This window comes from Mesorhizobium sp. B1-1-8 (assembly GCF_006442795.2).
Taxonomy (GTDB): domain Bacteria; phylum Pseudomonadota; class Alphaproteobacteria; order Rhizobiales; family Rhizobiaceae; genus Mesorhizobium.
Genome location: NZ_CP083956.1, coordinates 3,277,996 through 3,293,136 on the forward strand (window position 1 = coordinate 3,277,996; position 15,141 = coordinate 3,293,136).

11 protein-coding genes are annotated in these 15,141 nt (G+C 63.9%); 8 read left to right on the forward strand and 3 right to left on the reverse strand.

Annotated elements, in window-relative coordinates; genetic code table 11:
* Positions 1–254: 254 nt before the first annotated feature.
* Positions 255–1,001, forward strand: coding sequence for a cytochrome c biogenesis CcdA family protein (locus FJ974_RS15835; RefSeq protein ID WP_140532855.1), 747 nt, complete (start codon positions 255–257; stop codon positions 999–1,001).
* Positions 1,002–1,030: 29 nt separating this feature from the next.
* Here FJ974_RS15835 and FJ974_RS15840 read toward each other — a convergent pair whose 3' ends face one another.
* A complete protein-coding gene (locus FJ974_RS15840) occupies positions 1,031–2,086 on the reverse strand; it encodes a hypothetical protein (protein ID WP_140532856.1) in 1,056 nt (351 codons plus the stop codon).
* A 194-nt stretch (positions 2,087–2,280) separates the two neighbouring features.
* On the opposite strand from FJ974_RS15840, the gene glmU reads away from it, so the two are divergent.
* Complete coding sequence (gene glmU / locus FJ974_RS15845; protein ID WP_140532857.1) at positions 2,281–3,648, forward strand: bifunctional UDP-N-acetylglucosamine diphosphorylase/glucosamine-1-phosphate N-acetyltransferase GlmU; 1,368 nt, start codon at positions 2,281–2,283, stop codon at positions 3,646–3,648.
* A gap of 3 nt (positions 3,649–3,651) precedes the next feature.
* On the opposite strand, the gene FJ974_RS15850 is transcribed toward glmU, so the two are convergent.
* Entirely contained in the window at positions 3,652–4,026 is a 375-nt protein-coding gene (locus FJ974_RS15850) for an ADP-ribosylation/crystallin J1 (RefSeq protein WP_140532858.1), read from the reverse strand.
* A gap of 299 nt (positions 4,027–4,325) precedes the next feature.
* Between FJ974_RS15850 and glmS the strand changes: the two genes are divergently transcribed.
* The 3 genes from glmS to FJ974_RS15865 all read left to right on the forward strand — a co-directional run bounded on the left by glmS (position 4,326) and on the right by FJ974_RS15865 (position 7,632).
* Positions 4,326–6,149, forward strand: a complete 1,824-nt coding sequence (glmS, locus tag FJ974_RS15855) for a glutamine--fructose-6-phosphate transaminase (isomerizing) (RefSeq protein WP_140532859.1) — start codon at positions 4,326–4,328, stop codon at positions 6,147–6,149.
* A gap of 184 nt (positions 6,150–6,333) precedes the next feature.
* Complete coding sequence (locus FJ974_RS15860; protein WP_140532925.1) at positions 6,334–6,621, forward strand: GIY-YIG nuclease family protein; 288 nt, start codon at positions 6,334–6,336, stop codon at positions 6,619–6,621.
* Positions 6,622–6,876: 255 nt separating this feature from the next.
* Positions 6,877–7,632 (forward strand): DUF502 domain-containing protein, encoded by a 756-nt coding sequence (locus FJ974_RS15865; protein WP_140532860.1) that lies wholly within the window; start codon positions 6,877–6,879, stop codon positions 7,630–7,632.
* Here FJ974_RS15865 and recG read toward each other — a convergent pair.
* Positions 7,584–9,692, reverse strand: a complete 2,109-nt coding sequence (gene recG, locus FJ974_RS15870) for an ATP-dependent DNA helicase RecG (protein ID WP_140532861.1) — start codon at positions 9,690–9,692, stop codon at positions 7,584–7,586. The two genes, FJ974_RS15865 and recG, sit on opposite strands and share 49 nt — an antisense overlap.
* Before the next feature lie 92 nt (positions 9,693–9,784).
* Between recG and FJ974_RS15875 the strand changes: the two genes are divergently transcribed.
* The 3 genes from FJ974_RS15875 (at position 9,785) to FJ974_RS15885 (ending at position 15,102) form a co-directional block, all read left to right on the forward strand.
* Positions 9,785–10,072: a succinate dehydrogenase assembly factor 2 gene (locus FJ974_RS15875; protein WP_140532862.1), complete on the forward strand. Its 288-nt coding sequence runs from the start codon at positions 9,785–9,787 to the stop codon at positions 10,070–10,072.
* A 13-nt stretch (positions 10,073–10,085) separates the two neighbouring features.
* Positions 10,086–13,583, forward strand: a complete 3,498-nt coding sequence (gene mfd / locus FJ974_RS15880) for a transcription-repair coupling factor (protein WP_140532863.1) — start codon at positions 10,086–10,088, stop codon at positions 13,581–13,583.
* Between the two features lie 145 nt (positions 13,584–13,728).
* The gene (locus FJ974_RS15885; protein WP_140532864.1) at positions 13,729–15,102 is read left to right on the forward strand and encodes a class II 3-deoxy-7-phosphoheptulonate synthase; all 1,374 of its coding nucleotides are present in this window, start codon (positions 13,729–13,731) and stop codon (positions 15,100–15,102) included.
* Positions 15,103–15,141 lie beyond the last annotated feature (39 nt).

Here is a 15,141-nt window from a genome sequence, read left to right on the forward strand (position 1 = left end):
ATTGCCGGCGCGCTGGCGGCGATACACTCTTAGAGTGTATGGCAAAGATCACATTCTTTTGGGAAAAGACGGGTCCGCGGCTTCCTTGTCGTGATCATCATTCCGTGCTGGCGGTTCGATGACGCGTCGCTGGTAACATTCCTGCCGTCACGATCGTACCTGTAGTGCCTGGTAGCGGCCGGTTGCCACAGAATGGTGATTGGCAGGCGGGCCTGCTCGTCGCTATATCGGCGCGCAGCAGTCGGAGCTTGGGAATGGCATTGGACATCGGCTATGTCAGCGCGGTCGGGGCAGGGGCGATCTCGTTCCTGTCGCCTTGCGTGCTGCCGCTGGTGCCGCCTTACCTCTGCTACATGGCCGGCGTTTCGGTCGATGATTTCCGCGGCAACCAGGGCGTGACGGCGCGGGAAGGCACGCGCGGCGCACTGCTTTGCGCCTCGCTGGCCTTCGTGCTCGGCTTCTCCACCGTCTTCGTGGCGCTCGGCGCCGGCGCCTCGACGATCGGCCGGCTGCTGCGCGTCTGGCAGGAACCGCTGGCGATGGCGGCCGGGGTGCTGATCATCCTGATGGGCCTGAACTTTCTCGGCATATTGCGCATTCCGCTTTTGTCGCGCGAGGCGCGCTTCCAGTCGCAGGGCAAGCCCGCCAGCATGGCCGCCGCCTATATCATGGGGCTGGCCTTCGCCTTCGGCTGGACACCCTGCATCGGCCCGGTGCTGGGACCGATCCTGACGCTCGCCGGCGGCCGCGAGACGGTGGGCGAGGGGGCGCTGCTGCTCGCCGCCTATTCGCTCGGCCTCGGCATCCCGTTCCTGATCGCCGCGCTGTTTTCCGGCGCTTTCATGCGCTTCCTGGGAAAATTCCGCGTCCATCTCGGCCGCGTCGAGAAGGCTATCGGCGCGCTATTGGTGGTGGCCGGTGTGTTCTTCCTGACCGGCGGCGTGCAGAGCGCATCCTACTGGCTGCTGGAGACTTTTCCGGTGTTGGGGCGGTTGGGGTAGTAATCCGGCCGTACGCTTTTTCAGCTGTGTCAGAAGTGAGGCTCAACGCGCTGGAAGACGCAGATCGTTTTGAATCCGCGGGCAAGAGGCTGGACCAGGATAGCGGTGGGGCGCTGTTCCTGATTGGAGGGTTGGGCCAGCAAATAGAGCCGTCCGTCGATCCGTTGCGTATCGAAGTGCACATAGCGCCAACTGACCTGCGGATAGAGACCAGCCATGTGGCCCGCAATGACACTCCACCCAGGGGGCAATTTGTCCGTCGAAAACTTGTCCCCGCTGTCGTCGAGCATGCTTTCTTGCAGGATTTTCGACGGGTCGGCCGCAAGCGGCGTCAACAGCATCACATCGCCGTCGAAATAATGATTGGTCCCGCTCCAACGGACAAGCTTGCGGAGCGCGCCCGGCGACACTTCGATCGTCGCGACATTGATATCTTGCCCGATGGCCTCCGCAGGGAAGACGTTGGCGGAGTCGTTGACTGTTGTGCTGACACCTTGAAATCCTTTTGGCCGAAGGCGCAGGAATTTTCGGCAGAGACGCGGTTCGGTGGTTCCGTACGCCAGCAATATGGTTCCGACTGGCGGCCGGCTGCTTGGCCGCGCATATTCGATACCATCGGCCGCGTAGCGAGTTAGCTGGAACGACTTATCCTGACAGGCGATCGCTCCGCTGTTCGGCGCAGCGTAAGTATGGGGTGCATAGCAATAACTCAGCCGATCCGGCCGGATCACGATCCCAATCAGCCGAGGGGCTTCGTCCATCCCGTAGCCGGGCTTCCACTGTTTGCGTGAAAGAATCTTTCGCTTTGCAATCCACAGGCTGAAGAAGGCCGGCGGATCAGCGCCGCCCTGGCCATATCCAAAAGCTTGCTGCTGCCCGTCGCGAAGGCGGATCGTCCAGCCATTGGCCATAGTGCAATTCGAAAGGCCGAGGGTCGGTGTTACCGACAATCCCTGATCGACGCTGGCCGGCAGTTGCCGGTACACGATCGGATCTTCGTCCGATGTCAACGCAAAGCGGACCACCGCGATGTTTGAGTCTCGTTGACAAACCACCTCGGCGTGCGGGGTAGCGTAGTCGGCCAAGGCCGTACCCGAAGAGATTGTTATGCAAATGAGGATTATGAATGCAGCGAGAGCTCGGAGGTCACCCACCAACATCTGCAACTTCCCCTTCAAAAGCACTGTCGCCGTCTCACCGGAATTTAACCGCATTGGTGCAGCATCACGCCGCTGCTAGCATACCCTTGATTCAAACGCTTTTCACACGGTTGCCCTTCATGAGTCAGAGAACCTGTCTGTCCGTCATCCTCGCCGCCGGCGAAGGCACGCGCATGAAAAGCGCGATGCCCAAGGTGCTGCATCCGATCGCCGGCTTGCCGATGGTCGCTCATGTGGTGAAGGCGGCCGAAGCAGCCGGCAGCAACGATCTGGCGTTGGTGATCGGCCACGGTGCCGAGCAGATGCGCAAGGCTGTGCAGAAATTCGCTCCGAAAGCCGAAACCTTCGTCCAGGACAAGCGTCTCGGCACCGCGCATGCCGTGCTTGCCGCCCGTGATGCGATAGCGAGGGGCTACGACGATATTCTGGTGATGTTCGGCGACACGCCGCTGATCGATCCGGAGGCGCTGCGGGTCGAACGCGGGAAACTCGCAGGGGGCGCTGCCGTCGTGGTCATCGGGTTTCGCCCGCCCAATCCAGCCGGTTATGGCCGGCTGATCGAAAAGGACGGCAGGCTGGTCGCCATTCGTGAGGAAAAGGATTGCTCTGAGGAGGAGAAGAAGATCACGTTCTGCAATGCCGGCATGATGGCAGTGGCGGGCAAGCACGCACTTGCGCTGCTCGACAACGTCGGCATCAACAACGCCAAGGGCGAGTTCTATCTTACCGATATCGTTGAGATCGCCGGCGCACAGGGCCTCGACGTCGTGGCAACGGAGGCCAGCTTCGAAAGCGCGCTCGGCATCAACAACCGCGCCGAGCTCGCCGAGGCGGAAGGCATGTGGCAGGCGCGCCGGCGGCGCGAGGCGATGCTTTCCGGCACGACGCTGATCGCACCGGAAACCGTGTATTTTTCGTATGATACCGAAATCGGCGCCGATACCGTGGTTGAGCCCAACGTCTGGTTCGGCCCCGGCGTCAAGATCGCCAAGGGTGCGAAGATCCACGCCTTCAGCCATATCGAAGGCGCGACGATCGCGTCCAATTGCGATGTCGGGCCGTTCGCGCGGCTGCGGCCGGGCGCCGATCTCAGGCAGAAGGCCAAGGTCGGCAATTTCTGCGAGGTCAAGCAGGCGACGATCGAGGAAGGCGCCAAGGTCAATCACCTGACCTATATCGGCGACGCGCGTGTCGGTGCCGCCGCCAATATCGGCGCCGGAACCATCACCTGCAACTATGACGGCTACTCGAAATTCTTCACCGATATCGGCGAGGGCGCCTTCATCGGCTCGAATTCGTCGCTGGTGGCGCCGGTCACGATCGGCAAGGGCGGCTACATCGCTTCCGGCAGCGTGATCACCGAAAGCGTGCCCGACGACGCGCTGGCCTTCGGCCGCGCCCGCCAGAAGACACTGCCTGGCAAGGGCAGGGAGTTGCGCGAACGTTTTGCCTCGGCGGCCGCGGCGAAGAAGAAGGCGGCGGAATGATCGTCAAACGGCGCTTTCGGCAGCCGTGCCGAAAGCAGCCGTCACCTCGATCCTGTCGACGATCGCCTTATTGAAAGCGGGCAGATCCTCGGCTGGTATCCAGTATTCAAGATGTGCCCTGCTGCCGGCATGTTCGACTGGGTAGCGGTCAAGGAAGCTTTTCTCGACCTTAAATCGGGTCACGAAACCGGAGCCGCTCGCCGGCACATTCCAGTCGCGGGCGATCTGGATGGCGTAGGCTTCGGAAAGAACCGGATAGAAGATCGGCTGCTCCGGCAGTCGGGGCGGAAATTCTTGCATCCCTGACGCTTCGATCAGTTTCAGCTCTTCCGGCCCGACTGGCCGCCATAGCGTCACGACATCGTTGGCTTCGCTCATGGCTTGAATAAATTGATCAAATCCGGTTTACGCAAGCCGTATTACAGTTCGCTCGTCCGGTTGGGCCGGCGCTTGTCATTTGAACGATGACGCACTTACGCGGCAAATGATACATGGAGCGGCGGCAGGGTGTGCGAAAAGGCGATCGATTGCACTAACCGGATTGCAAGAACGGTCCGGCATGGTGCATCCACAGAGACTGTTCCGGCGACACGGAACGAAACGCAAAGTGACTTTCGCGGCAGGCCGGCGATCCGTAGATAGCGCTGGGTTTCCGTGAGGAATCGGGGCAAACGGCCATGTGCGGTATCGTCGGAATTGTCGGCCAGCAGCAGGTGGCGCCGCTCATCGTCGATGCGCTGAAGCGGCTCGAATATCGCGGCTACGACTCGGCCGGCGTCGCCACCATCGAGAATGGCAAGCTTGGCCGCCGCCGCGCCGAAGGCAAGCTGATCAACCTCGAACGTCGGTTGAAGGAAGATCCGCTCGACGGCACCATCGGCATCGGTCACACGCGCTGGGCGACGCATGGCGTGCCGAACGAGACCAATGCGCATCCGCATTTCTCCGAAGGCGTCGCCATCGTTCACAACGGCATCATCGAGAATTTCGCCGAGCTGCGCGGCGAGCTGACGCGTGACGGCTATGATTTTTCCTCGCAGACCGACACCGAGGTCGTCGCGCATCTGGTTGCACGTGAGTTGGCCAAGGGACTGAAGCCGGTCGAAGCCGCGCATCAGGCGCTGAAGCGGCTGCACGGCGCCTTCGCGCTGGCGATCATGTTCAAGAGCGACGAGGACCTCATCGTGGGCGCCCGCAACGGCCCGCCGCTCGCCGTCGGCCACGGCGACGGCGAGATGTTTCTGGGTTCCGACGCGATTGCGCTCGCTCCGTTCACCAACTCGATCACCTATCTGGAAGACGGCGACTGGGCGGTGGTGCGGCGCGACAGCGTCGCGATCTATGACATCGACGGCAACCCCGTCGACCGCAAGCGCCAGCAGTCGCTCTCGACCAGCTTCATGGTCGACAAGGGCAACCGCCGTCATTTCATGGAAAAGGAAATCCACGAGCAGCCGGAGGTCATCTCACATACGCTGGCGCACTACGTCGATTTCGTCTCCGGCGTCTCCAAACCGCTCGAGCTGCCGTTCGATTTCGCCAGGATCGGCCGGCTGGCGATCTCGGCCTGCGGCACCGCCTATCTCGCCGGCCTGATCAGCAAATACTGGTTCGAGCGCTATGCGCGACTGCCGGTGGACATCGACGTCGCCTCCGAGTTCCGCTACCGCGAAATGCCGCTTTCGGCGGACGACGCGGCCTTCTTCATCTCGCAGTCGGGCGAAACCGCCGACACGCTGGCCTCGCTGCGCTATTGCCGCAAGGCCGGCATGAAGATCGGCGCCGTCGTCAATGTGCGCGAATCGACCATGGCGCGCGAATCCGACGTCGTGCTGCCGACGCTCGCCGGGCCGGAAATCGGCGTCGCCTCGACCAAGGCCTTTACCTGCCAGCTCTCGGCGCTGGCGACGCTTGCGGTACGCGCCGGCGTGGCGCGCGGCACCATCTCGCGCGAGCAGGAGAAAGAGCTGGTGCGCGAGCTCTCCGAGGCGCCGCGCTTCGCCAATCGGGTGCTGAAGCTCGACGGCCAGATCGAACGCATCTCGCGCGAGCTGTCGCGTTACAAGGACGTGCTCTATCTCGGCCGCGATACCAATTTCCCGCTCGCCCTGGAAGGGGCGCTTAAGCTCAAGGAAATTTCCTATATCCATGCCGAAGGCTATGCCGGCGGCGAGCTGAAGCACGGGCCGATCGCGCTGATCGACGAGAACATGCCGGTGATCGTGATCGCGCCGCATGACCGCATCTTCGAAAAGACAGTCTCCAATATGCAGGAAGTGGCGGCGCGCGGCGGCAAGATCATCCTCATCACCGACAGCAAGGGGGCGGCGCAGGCGGGCATCAAGACCATGGAGACGATCGTCCTGCCCGATGTGCCGGAGATCATATCGCCGATCATCTATGCGCTGCCGATCCAGATGCTCGCCTATTTCACCGCCGTGTTCATGGGCACCGACGTCGACCAGCCGCGCAACCTGGCGAAGTCGGTGACGGTGGAATAGGCTTTCGCCACTGGGCGAGGTCGCTTTCGCCCGCGATTAGCCGAAACATCCCTCCCCGTCGTCATCCACGGGCGGAGCAGTCGCGAAGCGACTGCGCAGACCCGAGGATCCATTCCGCGACGTTCCCCAAAGAACACGACATTTCAAGATGGTCGCGGGGTCGTCCAGCCACTATCCTTCGTTCATGACGGGCTATGTTTATATGACCGCGAGCAGGAAGCGCGGCACCATCTACATTGGTGTCACAAACGATCTCGGGCGCCGGATGCCAGAGCACAAATCCGGCGAAGGCTCACGCTTTACTGGGCGTTACGGCGTGCAACGGCTGGTCTGGTACGAGGAATACTTCGACATCCGCGATGCAATCCAGCGCGAGAAGTCGCTGAAACGCTGGCCGCGCCAATGGAAGATCGAACTGATCGAAAAGGCCAATCCAGAGTGGTTCGAGCTTTTCCGCGGGACCGGGTGGTAGCGGCTAATTCCGGACCGCTTTGATCCGCCACAAACGTCACGGAATGGATCCTCGGGTCTGCGCAGTCGCTTCGCGACTGCTTCGCCCGTGGATGACGAAGGAAATGATGTTTCGGCTAATCGCGGACGGAGGCGGCTTCCGTTTGAGGCTCCCGCTCGAAGTCGCCGCATAGCGAGCGCTCTTTAAAAACTTCGCAGTTCCAAACCGGGTCGCGGTTCACTAATGTTGCGACGCAATCTGCGCCGCGGTGATCCCATGTCCGACGCTTTGAAGACTTCAGGCATGACCCGGCTCAGGAACTATTTCCTGACTGGCTTCGTCGTCTGCGCGCCATTGGCGATCACCGCCTATATCGCCTGGTCATTGATCGGCTGGGTCGATTCCTGGGTGAAGCCGTATATTCCTGCCCGCTACAACCCCGACACCTACCTGCCGTTCCCGGTGCCTGGCTTCGGGCTGATCGTGGCGCTCGTGCTGATCACGCTGATCGGCTTCCTGACGGCCAACATCGTCGGCCGCGCCATCGTCAATTTCGGCGAGCGGCTGCTCGGCCGCATGCCGCTGGTGCGCGGCATCTACGGCTCGCTGAAGCAGATTTTCGAGACGGTGCTGTCGAACAAGGGCGAGATGTTCCGCCAGGTCGGGCTGGTCGAATACCCGCGAAAAGGGGTCTGGTCGCTAGTCTTCGTCTCCAGCGAGAAGGAGACCGAGATCAACCAGAAGCTCGACCAGGAAGGCGACCCGCTGATTGCGGTGTTCATGCCGTGCACGCCAAACCCGACCACCGGCTTCCTGATGTATGTGCATAGGTCCGAGATCGTGCTGCTCGACATGACGATCGAGGACGGCGCCAAGCTGATCGTTTCGGCCGGCATGGTGGCTCCGGAGGTCAAGACCAAACTGGTGACGCTGAACGGCGAGCACCTGGAAGGGGCGCTCGCCAACCCCGCACTCGGCGCGGCTCACCCGGCGCGCAGCAGCCGCACCGCCTCGTCGCGCCCGAACAGGTAAAGCAGAAGGCGAAACGCCGCGCCGCGCGCGGATTGCAGTTCCGGATCGCGCGACAGGACCAGCCTTGCATCGTCGCGCGCTGCCTCGAGCAGGTCGGCATGGAATTCGATGCGCGCCACCTGGAAGCCCGGCGTGCCCGACTGTCGCGTGCCCAGCAACTCGCCTTCGCCACGCAACTTCAGATCCTCCTCCGCGATGAGGAAGCCGTCTTCGGTCTCGCGCATCACCGAAAGCCGGCGTTTCGCCGTCTCGCCGAGCGGCTCCTTGTAGAGCAGCACGCAGGAGGAAGGCTTGGCGCCGCGCCCGACGCGGCCGCGCAGCTGGTGCAGCTGAGCGAGGCCGAAGCGTTCGGCATGCTCGATGACCATGATCGTGGCATCCGGCACGTCGACGCCGACCTCGATGACCGTGGTAGCGATGAGTATGCGTGTCTCGCCTTGCTTGAAGGCGCGCATCGCCTCGTCCTTCTCGGCGCCTTTCATGCGGCCGTGCACGAGGCCGATCCGGTCGCCGAACAGCGGCTTCAACGAAGCGAAGCGGTCTTCCGCCGACATCAGTTTTATATCCTCGGATTCCTCGACCAGCGGGCAGATCCAGTAGATCTTCTGGCCCTCGGCGACGGCGTCCTGCATGCGCCCGACCAGTTCGTCCAGCCGCTCCATCGGCAAGGTGACGGTGCGGATCGGCTGGCGGCCGGCCGGTTTTTCGGTGAGCTTGGAGACATCCATGTCGCCGAAGGCGGTGAGCACAAGCGTGCGCGGGATCGGCGTAGCCGTCATCACCAGCATGTCGGGCGCGTCGCCCTTAGCGGTGATCGCCAGCCGCTGGTGGACGCCGAAGCGGTGCTGCTCGTCGACGACGGCAAGGACGAGGTCGTGGAACGTCACGCTTTCCTGGAACAGCGCATGGGTGCCGACGACGATGTCGATTGCGCCGCTGGCGAGGCCTTCCAGCGTCTCGGTCCGTTCGCGGCCTTTCTCGCGGCCGGTCAGGATGGCGAGGCGCAGGCCGACTTTCTCGGCCAGCGGCGCGATCGTCGCCAGATGCTGACGCGCCAGGATTTCGGTCGGCGCCATCAGCGCAGCCTGGCCGCCTGCCTCGACCGCGCGCGCCATGGCGAGCAGCGCGACGACCGTCTTGCCGGAGCCAACGTCGCCTTGCAGCAGGCGCAGCATGCGCTCTGGATCGGCGAGATCGGCATTGATTTCGGCCAGCGCGAATTCCTGCGACGGCGTCAGCTTGTAGGGAAGGGCGTCGCGCAGCTTCTCGACGATGCGGCCGTCGCCGACAAGAGGGCGGCCCGACAGCCGGCGGATTTTCGATCGCACCAGGGCCAGCGACACCTGGCCGGCCAGCAATTCGTCATAGGCAAGCCGCCGCCAGGCCGGTCCTTCGACGGCGACGTCGATCGGATCGGCCGGATGATGGATGCGAGCAAGCGCATCGCCGAGGGCCGGGAATCTCTGGCGGAGCATAAAGGCGTCGTCCTGCCATTCCGGCAGTTCCGGCAGCCGGCCGAGCGCCTGGCCGATGGCGCGGCGCAGCACCTTGGCCGACAGGCCGGCCGTCAGCGGATAGACCGGTTCGACCAGCGGCAGGCCCTCGGCCTCGCTGGCCAGCGCGATATGGTCGGGATGAACCATGCTCGGGCGGCCGTTAAACCATTCCATGCGGCCGGAGATGACGACATGTTCGCCCACCGGCATCGCCTTTTCGAGATAGGCGGCGTGGGCGTGAAAAAAGGTCAGCGCGATCTCGCCGGTGTCGTCATGCGCATAGACCCGATAGGGCACCGATCTGTTGCCGCGCGGCGGCGGCTGGTGGCGGTCGATGCGCACTTCGAGCGTGACGATCTGGCCCTCGGCCGAAAGCGCGATGCCCGGCCGGTTGCGGCGATCGATTACCGTGTTGGGCAGGACGAACAGCAGGTCGGCCGCGCGAGCGGCGCGATCGCCGAGATCGGCCGGCACCACTTTCTCGATCAGCAAGCCGACCTTCGGCCCGACGCCGGCAAGCGAGGTGATCGGGACGAACAGCGGATCGAGGATGGAAGGACGCATGTTGTCAGCTTAGGTTGCGACAGCCGCAGCGCAAGGCTGACACCGCTCTCTATCCACGCTATATGCGCCGCTTGGAACAGGGATGCGGCGCAATGACCGGAACGAAACGATCGAGCGAGGGGCTGGATGCCCGCCGCCGCAAGCTCCTGTTCCGCTCGTGGCATCGCGGCATGCGCGAGATGGACCTCGTTCTCGGCTCCTTCGCCGATGCCGAGATCGACGCCTTGACCGGCGACGAAATCGACCAATATGAAAAGCTCCTCGAAATCCCCGACACTGAATTCCTGCCGTTGATCACCGGCGAGCGCCCGGTTCCGGGCGATATCGATTGCGCGGTGCTGCAGAAAATCCTGGCGTCGCGCCGGACCATGACATTTTGAAAAACGCCTATCCATGAGCCTCATTCCTTCCATCGGCCTGCCGAAGGGCCGCGCCGGCCAGTTCATCGTCGACGGCGTTGCCGACGGCTACGAAGCCTTCGCGCTGGTGCGGACGGCGCACGAGATCGCGCCCGACAAGCCGGTGCTGTTCGTGGCACGCGACGGCCAGCGGCTGCCGGCAATCATCGAGGCGTTGGCCTTTGCGGACCCTGGCCTGCCCGTGCTGGAGCTGCCCGCCTGGGATTGCCTGCCTTACGACCGCGTCTCGCCGGGCGCGGATGCCGCCGCACGGCGGCTCGATGCGCTCTCCGCCATGATCGCGCTGGCGAAAAAGCCGCATCGCGCCGTCATCCTGACGACGGCCAACGCGCTGCTGCAGCGCGTGCCGCTGGCCGAGCTGATCGAGGCGCAGACTTTTCATGCCAGGCCAGGCAACCAGATCGACATGAATGCGCTGGTCGCGCGGCTGGAGGTCTCCGGTTTCGAACGCGTGCCGACGGTGCGCGGCCTCGGCGAGTTCGCGGTGCGCGGCGGCATTCTCGACCTGTTCGCGCCCGGCTGGAGCGAGGCGCTGCGGCTGGATTTTTTCGGCGACACGCTGGAATCGATCCGCGTCTTCGACGTGGCGACGCAGCTCACCACCGGGCAGCGCAAGTCGATGGCGCTGCAGGCGATGAGCGAGGTGGCGCTGACGCCGGAGACGATCAGCCGCTTCCGTCGCGCCTATATCGAGGCCTTCGGCGCGCCGACACGCGATGACGCGCTTTATGCCGCGGTCAGCGAAGGGCGCCGCTTTGCCGGCATGGAGCATTGGCTGCCCTTCTTCTACGAACGGCTGGAAACCGTCTTCGAATATCTGCCGGATGCGCCGGTGGTGTTCGACCATCTGGCGCATGAGGCGCTGGCCGAACGCCACACGCTGATCCTCGACCATTATGAGGCGCGCCGGAAGCAGGCGGACGCCGCGCTGAAGGACGCCGTGCCCTACAAACCGGTAGCGCCGGATCTGCTCTACCTCTCGCCGGAGAATCTCAAGGCTTCGCTCGGCCCGCGCGAAGACATCGACTTCACCGTCTTCGATGCACCCGATGTGGGCGGCAAAAAAGTCTTCCATGCCGGCTCGCGCCACGGCCGCAGCTTCGCCGAGGAACGCGCCGATCCCAACATCAACGTCTTCGATGTCGTGGTAAAACACATCGCCGATGAGCGCGCTGCGCGCCGCCAGGTGATTGTCGCCGGCTGGACGGAGGGCTCGCTCGACCGGCTCGGCCAGATTCTTGCCGAGCATCATCTCGGCAACCTCAAGCCGGTTGCTTCGCTCGCGGAAGCCGCGAAGCTGGAACCGGGGCAGGCGGGGCTCGCCGTGCTGCCGCTCGAATCCGGCTTCGAGACCGACAGCATGGTCGTCGTCGCCGAACAGGATATCCTCGGCGATCGGCTGATCCGGCGCTCGAAGCGCAAGAAGCGGGCTTCCGATTTCATCGCCGAGGCTTCTTCGCTGTCGTCGGGCGATATCGTCGTCCATGCCGATCACGGCATCGGCCGTTTCGTCGGGCTGCGCACCATCGAGGCGGTGGGCGCGCCGCATGATTGCCTGGAAATCCATTATGCAGGCGACGACCGGCTGTTCCTGCCGGTGGAGAACATCGAGCTTTTGTCGCGCTACGGCTCGGATTCGGCCGAAGCGACGCTCGACAAACTGGGCGGCGGCGCCTGGCAGTCGCGCAAGGCGCGGCTGAAGCGGCGCCTGCTCGAAATGGCCGGCCAGCTGATCCGCATCGCCGCGGAGCGGCAGATGCGCTCCGCGCCCAGCATGATTCCCGCCGAGGGCCTCTACGGCGAGTTCTCGGCGCGGTTTCCTTACGAGGAGACCGACGATCAGCAGACGGCGATCGATTCGGTCATGGACGACCTCGGCGCCGGCAAGCCGATGGACCGGCTGGTCTGCGGCGATGTCGGCTTCGGCAAGACGGAAGTGGCGCTGCGCGCCGCCTTCATCGCGGCGATGGAAGGCTTCCAGGTCGCGGTGGTGGTGCCGACGACCTTGCTGTCGCGGCAGCATTTCAAGACTTTCTCGCAGCGCTTTTACGGCTTGCCGATCCGGGTGGCGCAGGCGTCGCGCCTGGTAGGCTCCAAGGAATTGGCCGAGACCAAGAAAGGTATTGCCGAGGGCATGGTGGATATCGTCGTCGGCACCCACGCGCTGCTCGGCAGCTCGATCTCGTTCAAGAATCTCGGACTGCTGATCATCGACGAGGAGCAGCATTTCGGCGTCAAGCACAAAGAGCGGCTGAAGGACCTCAAGAGCGACGTGCATGTGCTGACGCTGTCGGCGACTCCGATCCCGCGCACTCTGCAATTGGCGCTGACCGGCGTGCGCGAACTTTCGCTGATCGCCACGCCGCCGGTCGACCGCATGGCGGTGCGCACCTTCATCTCGCCCTTCGACCCGCTGGTCATCCGCGAGACGCTGCTGCGCGAGCGCTATCGCGGCGGCCACTCCTTCTATGTTGTGCCACGCATCAGCGATCTTTCGGAAATCCAGGATTTCCTGAGGGAATCCGTGCCGGAGCTGAAGGTCGCGGTGGCGCACGGCCAGATGCCGCCGGGCGAGCTCGACGACATCATGAACGCCTTCTACGATGGCCAGTACGACGTGCTTCTGTCGACGACGATCGTGGAATCCGGGCTCGATATCCCCACCGCCAACACGCTGATCGTGCATCGCGCCGACATGTTCGGACTGGCGCAGCTTTACCAGCTGCGCGGCCGCGTCGGGCGCTCCAAGGTGCGGGCCTATGCGCTATTCACCCTGCCGGCGAACCGCAAGCTGACCGACACCGCCGAGCGCCGGCTGAAGGTGCTGCAGTCGCTTGACACGCTCGGCGCCGGCTTCCAGCTCGCCAGCCACGACCTCGACATCAGGGGCGCCGGCAATCTTCTCGGCGAAGAGCAGTCCGGCCACATCAAGGAGGTCGGGTTCGAGCTTTACCAGCAGATGCTGGAGGAGGCGGTTGCCGAGGTGAAGGATTCCGGCGAGGTGCAGGACGGCGGCTGGTCGCCGCAGATCGCCGTCGGCACCGCGGTGATGATCCCCGAAAGCTATGTGCCGGACCTGCAGCTTCGGCTGGCGCTCTACCGCCGCCTCGGCGATCTCGAAACAACCGAGGAGATCGACGCCTTCGGCGCCGAGCTGATCGACCGTTTCGGGCCGCTGCCGCAGGAGGTGACGCATCTGTTGAAGATCGTCTTCATCAAGGCGCTCTGCCGCAAGGCCAATGTCGAGAAGCTCGACGCCGGCCCCAAGGGCGTCGTCATCCATTTCCGCAGGCGCGAGTTCCCCGATCCGGTCGGGCTGGTCAAGTTCATCGGCGAGCAGGGCTCGCTGGCCAAGATCAGGGCTGACCACAGCGTCGTCTTCATCCGCGACTGGCCGAGTGCCGAAAAGCGGCTGGCCGGCTCGGCCGTGGTGATGACGCAGCTGGCGCGATTGGTGGATAAGGCGGCATAAGGCGACACTTTCGCAGGCGCACAGCATTCGCCACTGCCGAAAATCCCGTCTAGAATAGGAAATCGGCTTCGTGTATGGAGCCGCCACCCCTCAAGGGGCTTGGGTAGCGGGCGAAGCGTCTGCGGAAAGAGCGTTGGGTGCATCGATGACGAAATGGTCGCCGAATTCGTGGAGAGCAAAGCCGATCAAGCAGGTCCCGGCCTATCCGGACCTTGCGGCGCTGAAGGCCACGGAAGCCCAGCTCGCCACCTTTCCGCCGCTGGTGTTCGCCGGCGAGGCGCGCAAGCTGAAGAAGCAGCTGGCTGCCGTCGCGGCCGGCGAGGCCTTCCTGCTGCAAGGCGGCGACTGTGCCGAAAGCTTCGCCGAGCATGGCGCCGACAACATCCGCGACTTCTTCCGCGTCTTCCTGCAGATGTCGGTGGTGCTGACTTTCGCCGGCGCGCAGCCGGTGGTGAAGGTCGGCCGCGTCGCCGGCCAGTTCGCCAAGCCGCGCTCGTCCGACAACGAGACCAAGGCCGGCGTGACGCTGCCGAGCTACCGCGGCGACATCATCAACGGCATCGAGTTCGACGCCAGGTCGCGCATCCCCGATCCGGCTCGCCAGGAGATGGCGTACCGCCAGTCGGCGGCGACGCTCAACCTTCTGCGCGCCTTCGCGCAAGGCGGTTATGCCAGCCTGGAGAACGTGCACCGCTGGATGCTGGGCTTCGTCGCCGACAGTCCGCAGGGCGAGAAATACGAGTCGCTTGCCAACCGCATCACCGAGACGATGGATTTCATGCGCGCGGTCGGCATCACCTCCGAAACCAATTTCGCGCTGCGCGAGACCGATTTCTACACCAGCCACGAGGCGCTGCTGCTCGGCTACGAAGAGGCGCTGACCCGCGTCGATTCGACCTCGGGCGACTGGTACGCCACCTCCGGCCACATGATCTGGATCGGCGACCGCACGCGTCAGCCCGACCATGCGCATGTCGAATACTGCCGCGGCATCAAGAACCCGCTCGGCCTGAAATGCGGACCGTCGCTGACGTCGGACGGCCTGCTCGAGCTGATCGACCTGCTCAACCCCGAGAACGAGCCAGGCCGGCTGACGCTGATCGCGCGCTTCGGCTCCGACAAGGTTGCCGAGCATCTGCCGAAGCTTGTGCGGGCGGTGAAGCAGGAAGGCCGCAATGTGGTGTGGTCGTCGGACCCGATGCATGGCAACACAATCGAGGCGGCAGGCTACAAGACGCGGCCATTCGACCGTATCCTGAAGGAAGTGCAGACCTTCTTCGAGGTGCACCGCGCCGAAGGCACGCATCCGGGCGGCATCCATGTCGAGATGACCGGCAAAAACGTCACCGAATGCACGGGCGGCGCCCGCGCCATCACGGCGGAAGACCTCCAGGACCGGTACCACACGCACTGCGATCCGCGCCTCAACGCCGACCAGGCGATCGAGCTCGCCTTCCTGGTCTCTGACCTGTTGAAGAAGAGCCACGCCCGCCAGCCGAGCACGCAAGCAGCCGAATAGGCCGGCAGAATCCGTTGATGAAAGCGCCGGCCTCGGGCG

Coding starts and splice junctions, on each gene's coding strand:
- FJ974_RS15860 (WP_140532925.1), top strand. CDS start 6,334: ATGACGGGCTATGTTTATATGACCGCGAGCAGGAAGCGCGGCACCATC.
- mfd (WP_140532863.1), top strand. CDS start 10,086: ATGAGCCTCATTCCTTCCATCGGCCTGCCGAAGGGCCGCGCCGGCCAG.
- recG (WP_140532861.1), bottom strand. CDS start 9,692: ATGCGTCCTTCCATCCTCGATCCGCTGTTCGTCCCGATCACCTCGCTT.
- FJ974_RS15875 (WP_140532862.1), top strand. CDS start 9,785: ATGACCGGAACGAAACGATCGAGCGAGGGGCTGGATGCCCGCCGCCGC.
- FJ974_RS15865 (WP_140532860.1), top strand. CDS start 6,877: ATGTCCGACGCTTTGAAGACTTCAGGCATGACCCGGCTCAGGAACTAT.
- FJ974_RS15835 (WP_140532855.1), top strand. CDS start 255: ATGGCATTGGACATCGGCTATGTCAGCGCGGTCGGGGCAGGGGCGATC.
- glmS (WP_140532859.1), top strand. CDS start 4,326: ATGTGCGGTATCGTCGGAATTGTCGGCCAGCAGCAGGTGGCGCCGCTC.
- FJ974_RS15850 (WP_140532858.1), bottom strand. CDS start 4,026: ATGAGCGAAGCCAACGATGTCGTGACGCTATGGCGGCCAGTCGGGCCG.
- glmU (WP_140532857.1), top strand. CDS start 2,281: ATGAGTCAGAGAACCTGTCTGTCCGTCATCCTCGCCGCCGGCGAAGGC.
- FJ974_RS15885 (WP_140532864.1), top strand. CDS start 13,729: ATGACGAAATGGTCGCCGAATTCGTGGAGAGCAAAGCCGATCAAGCAG.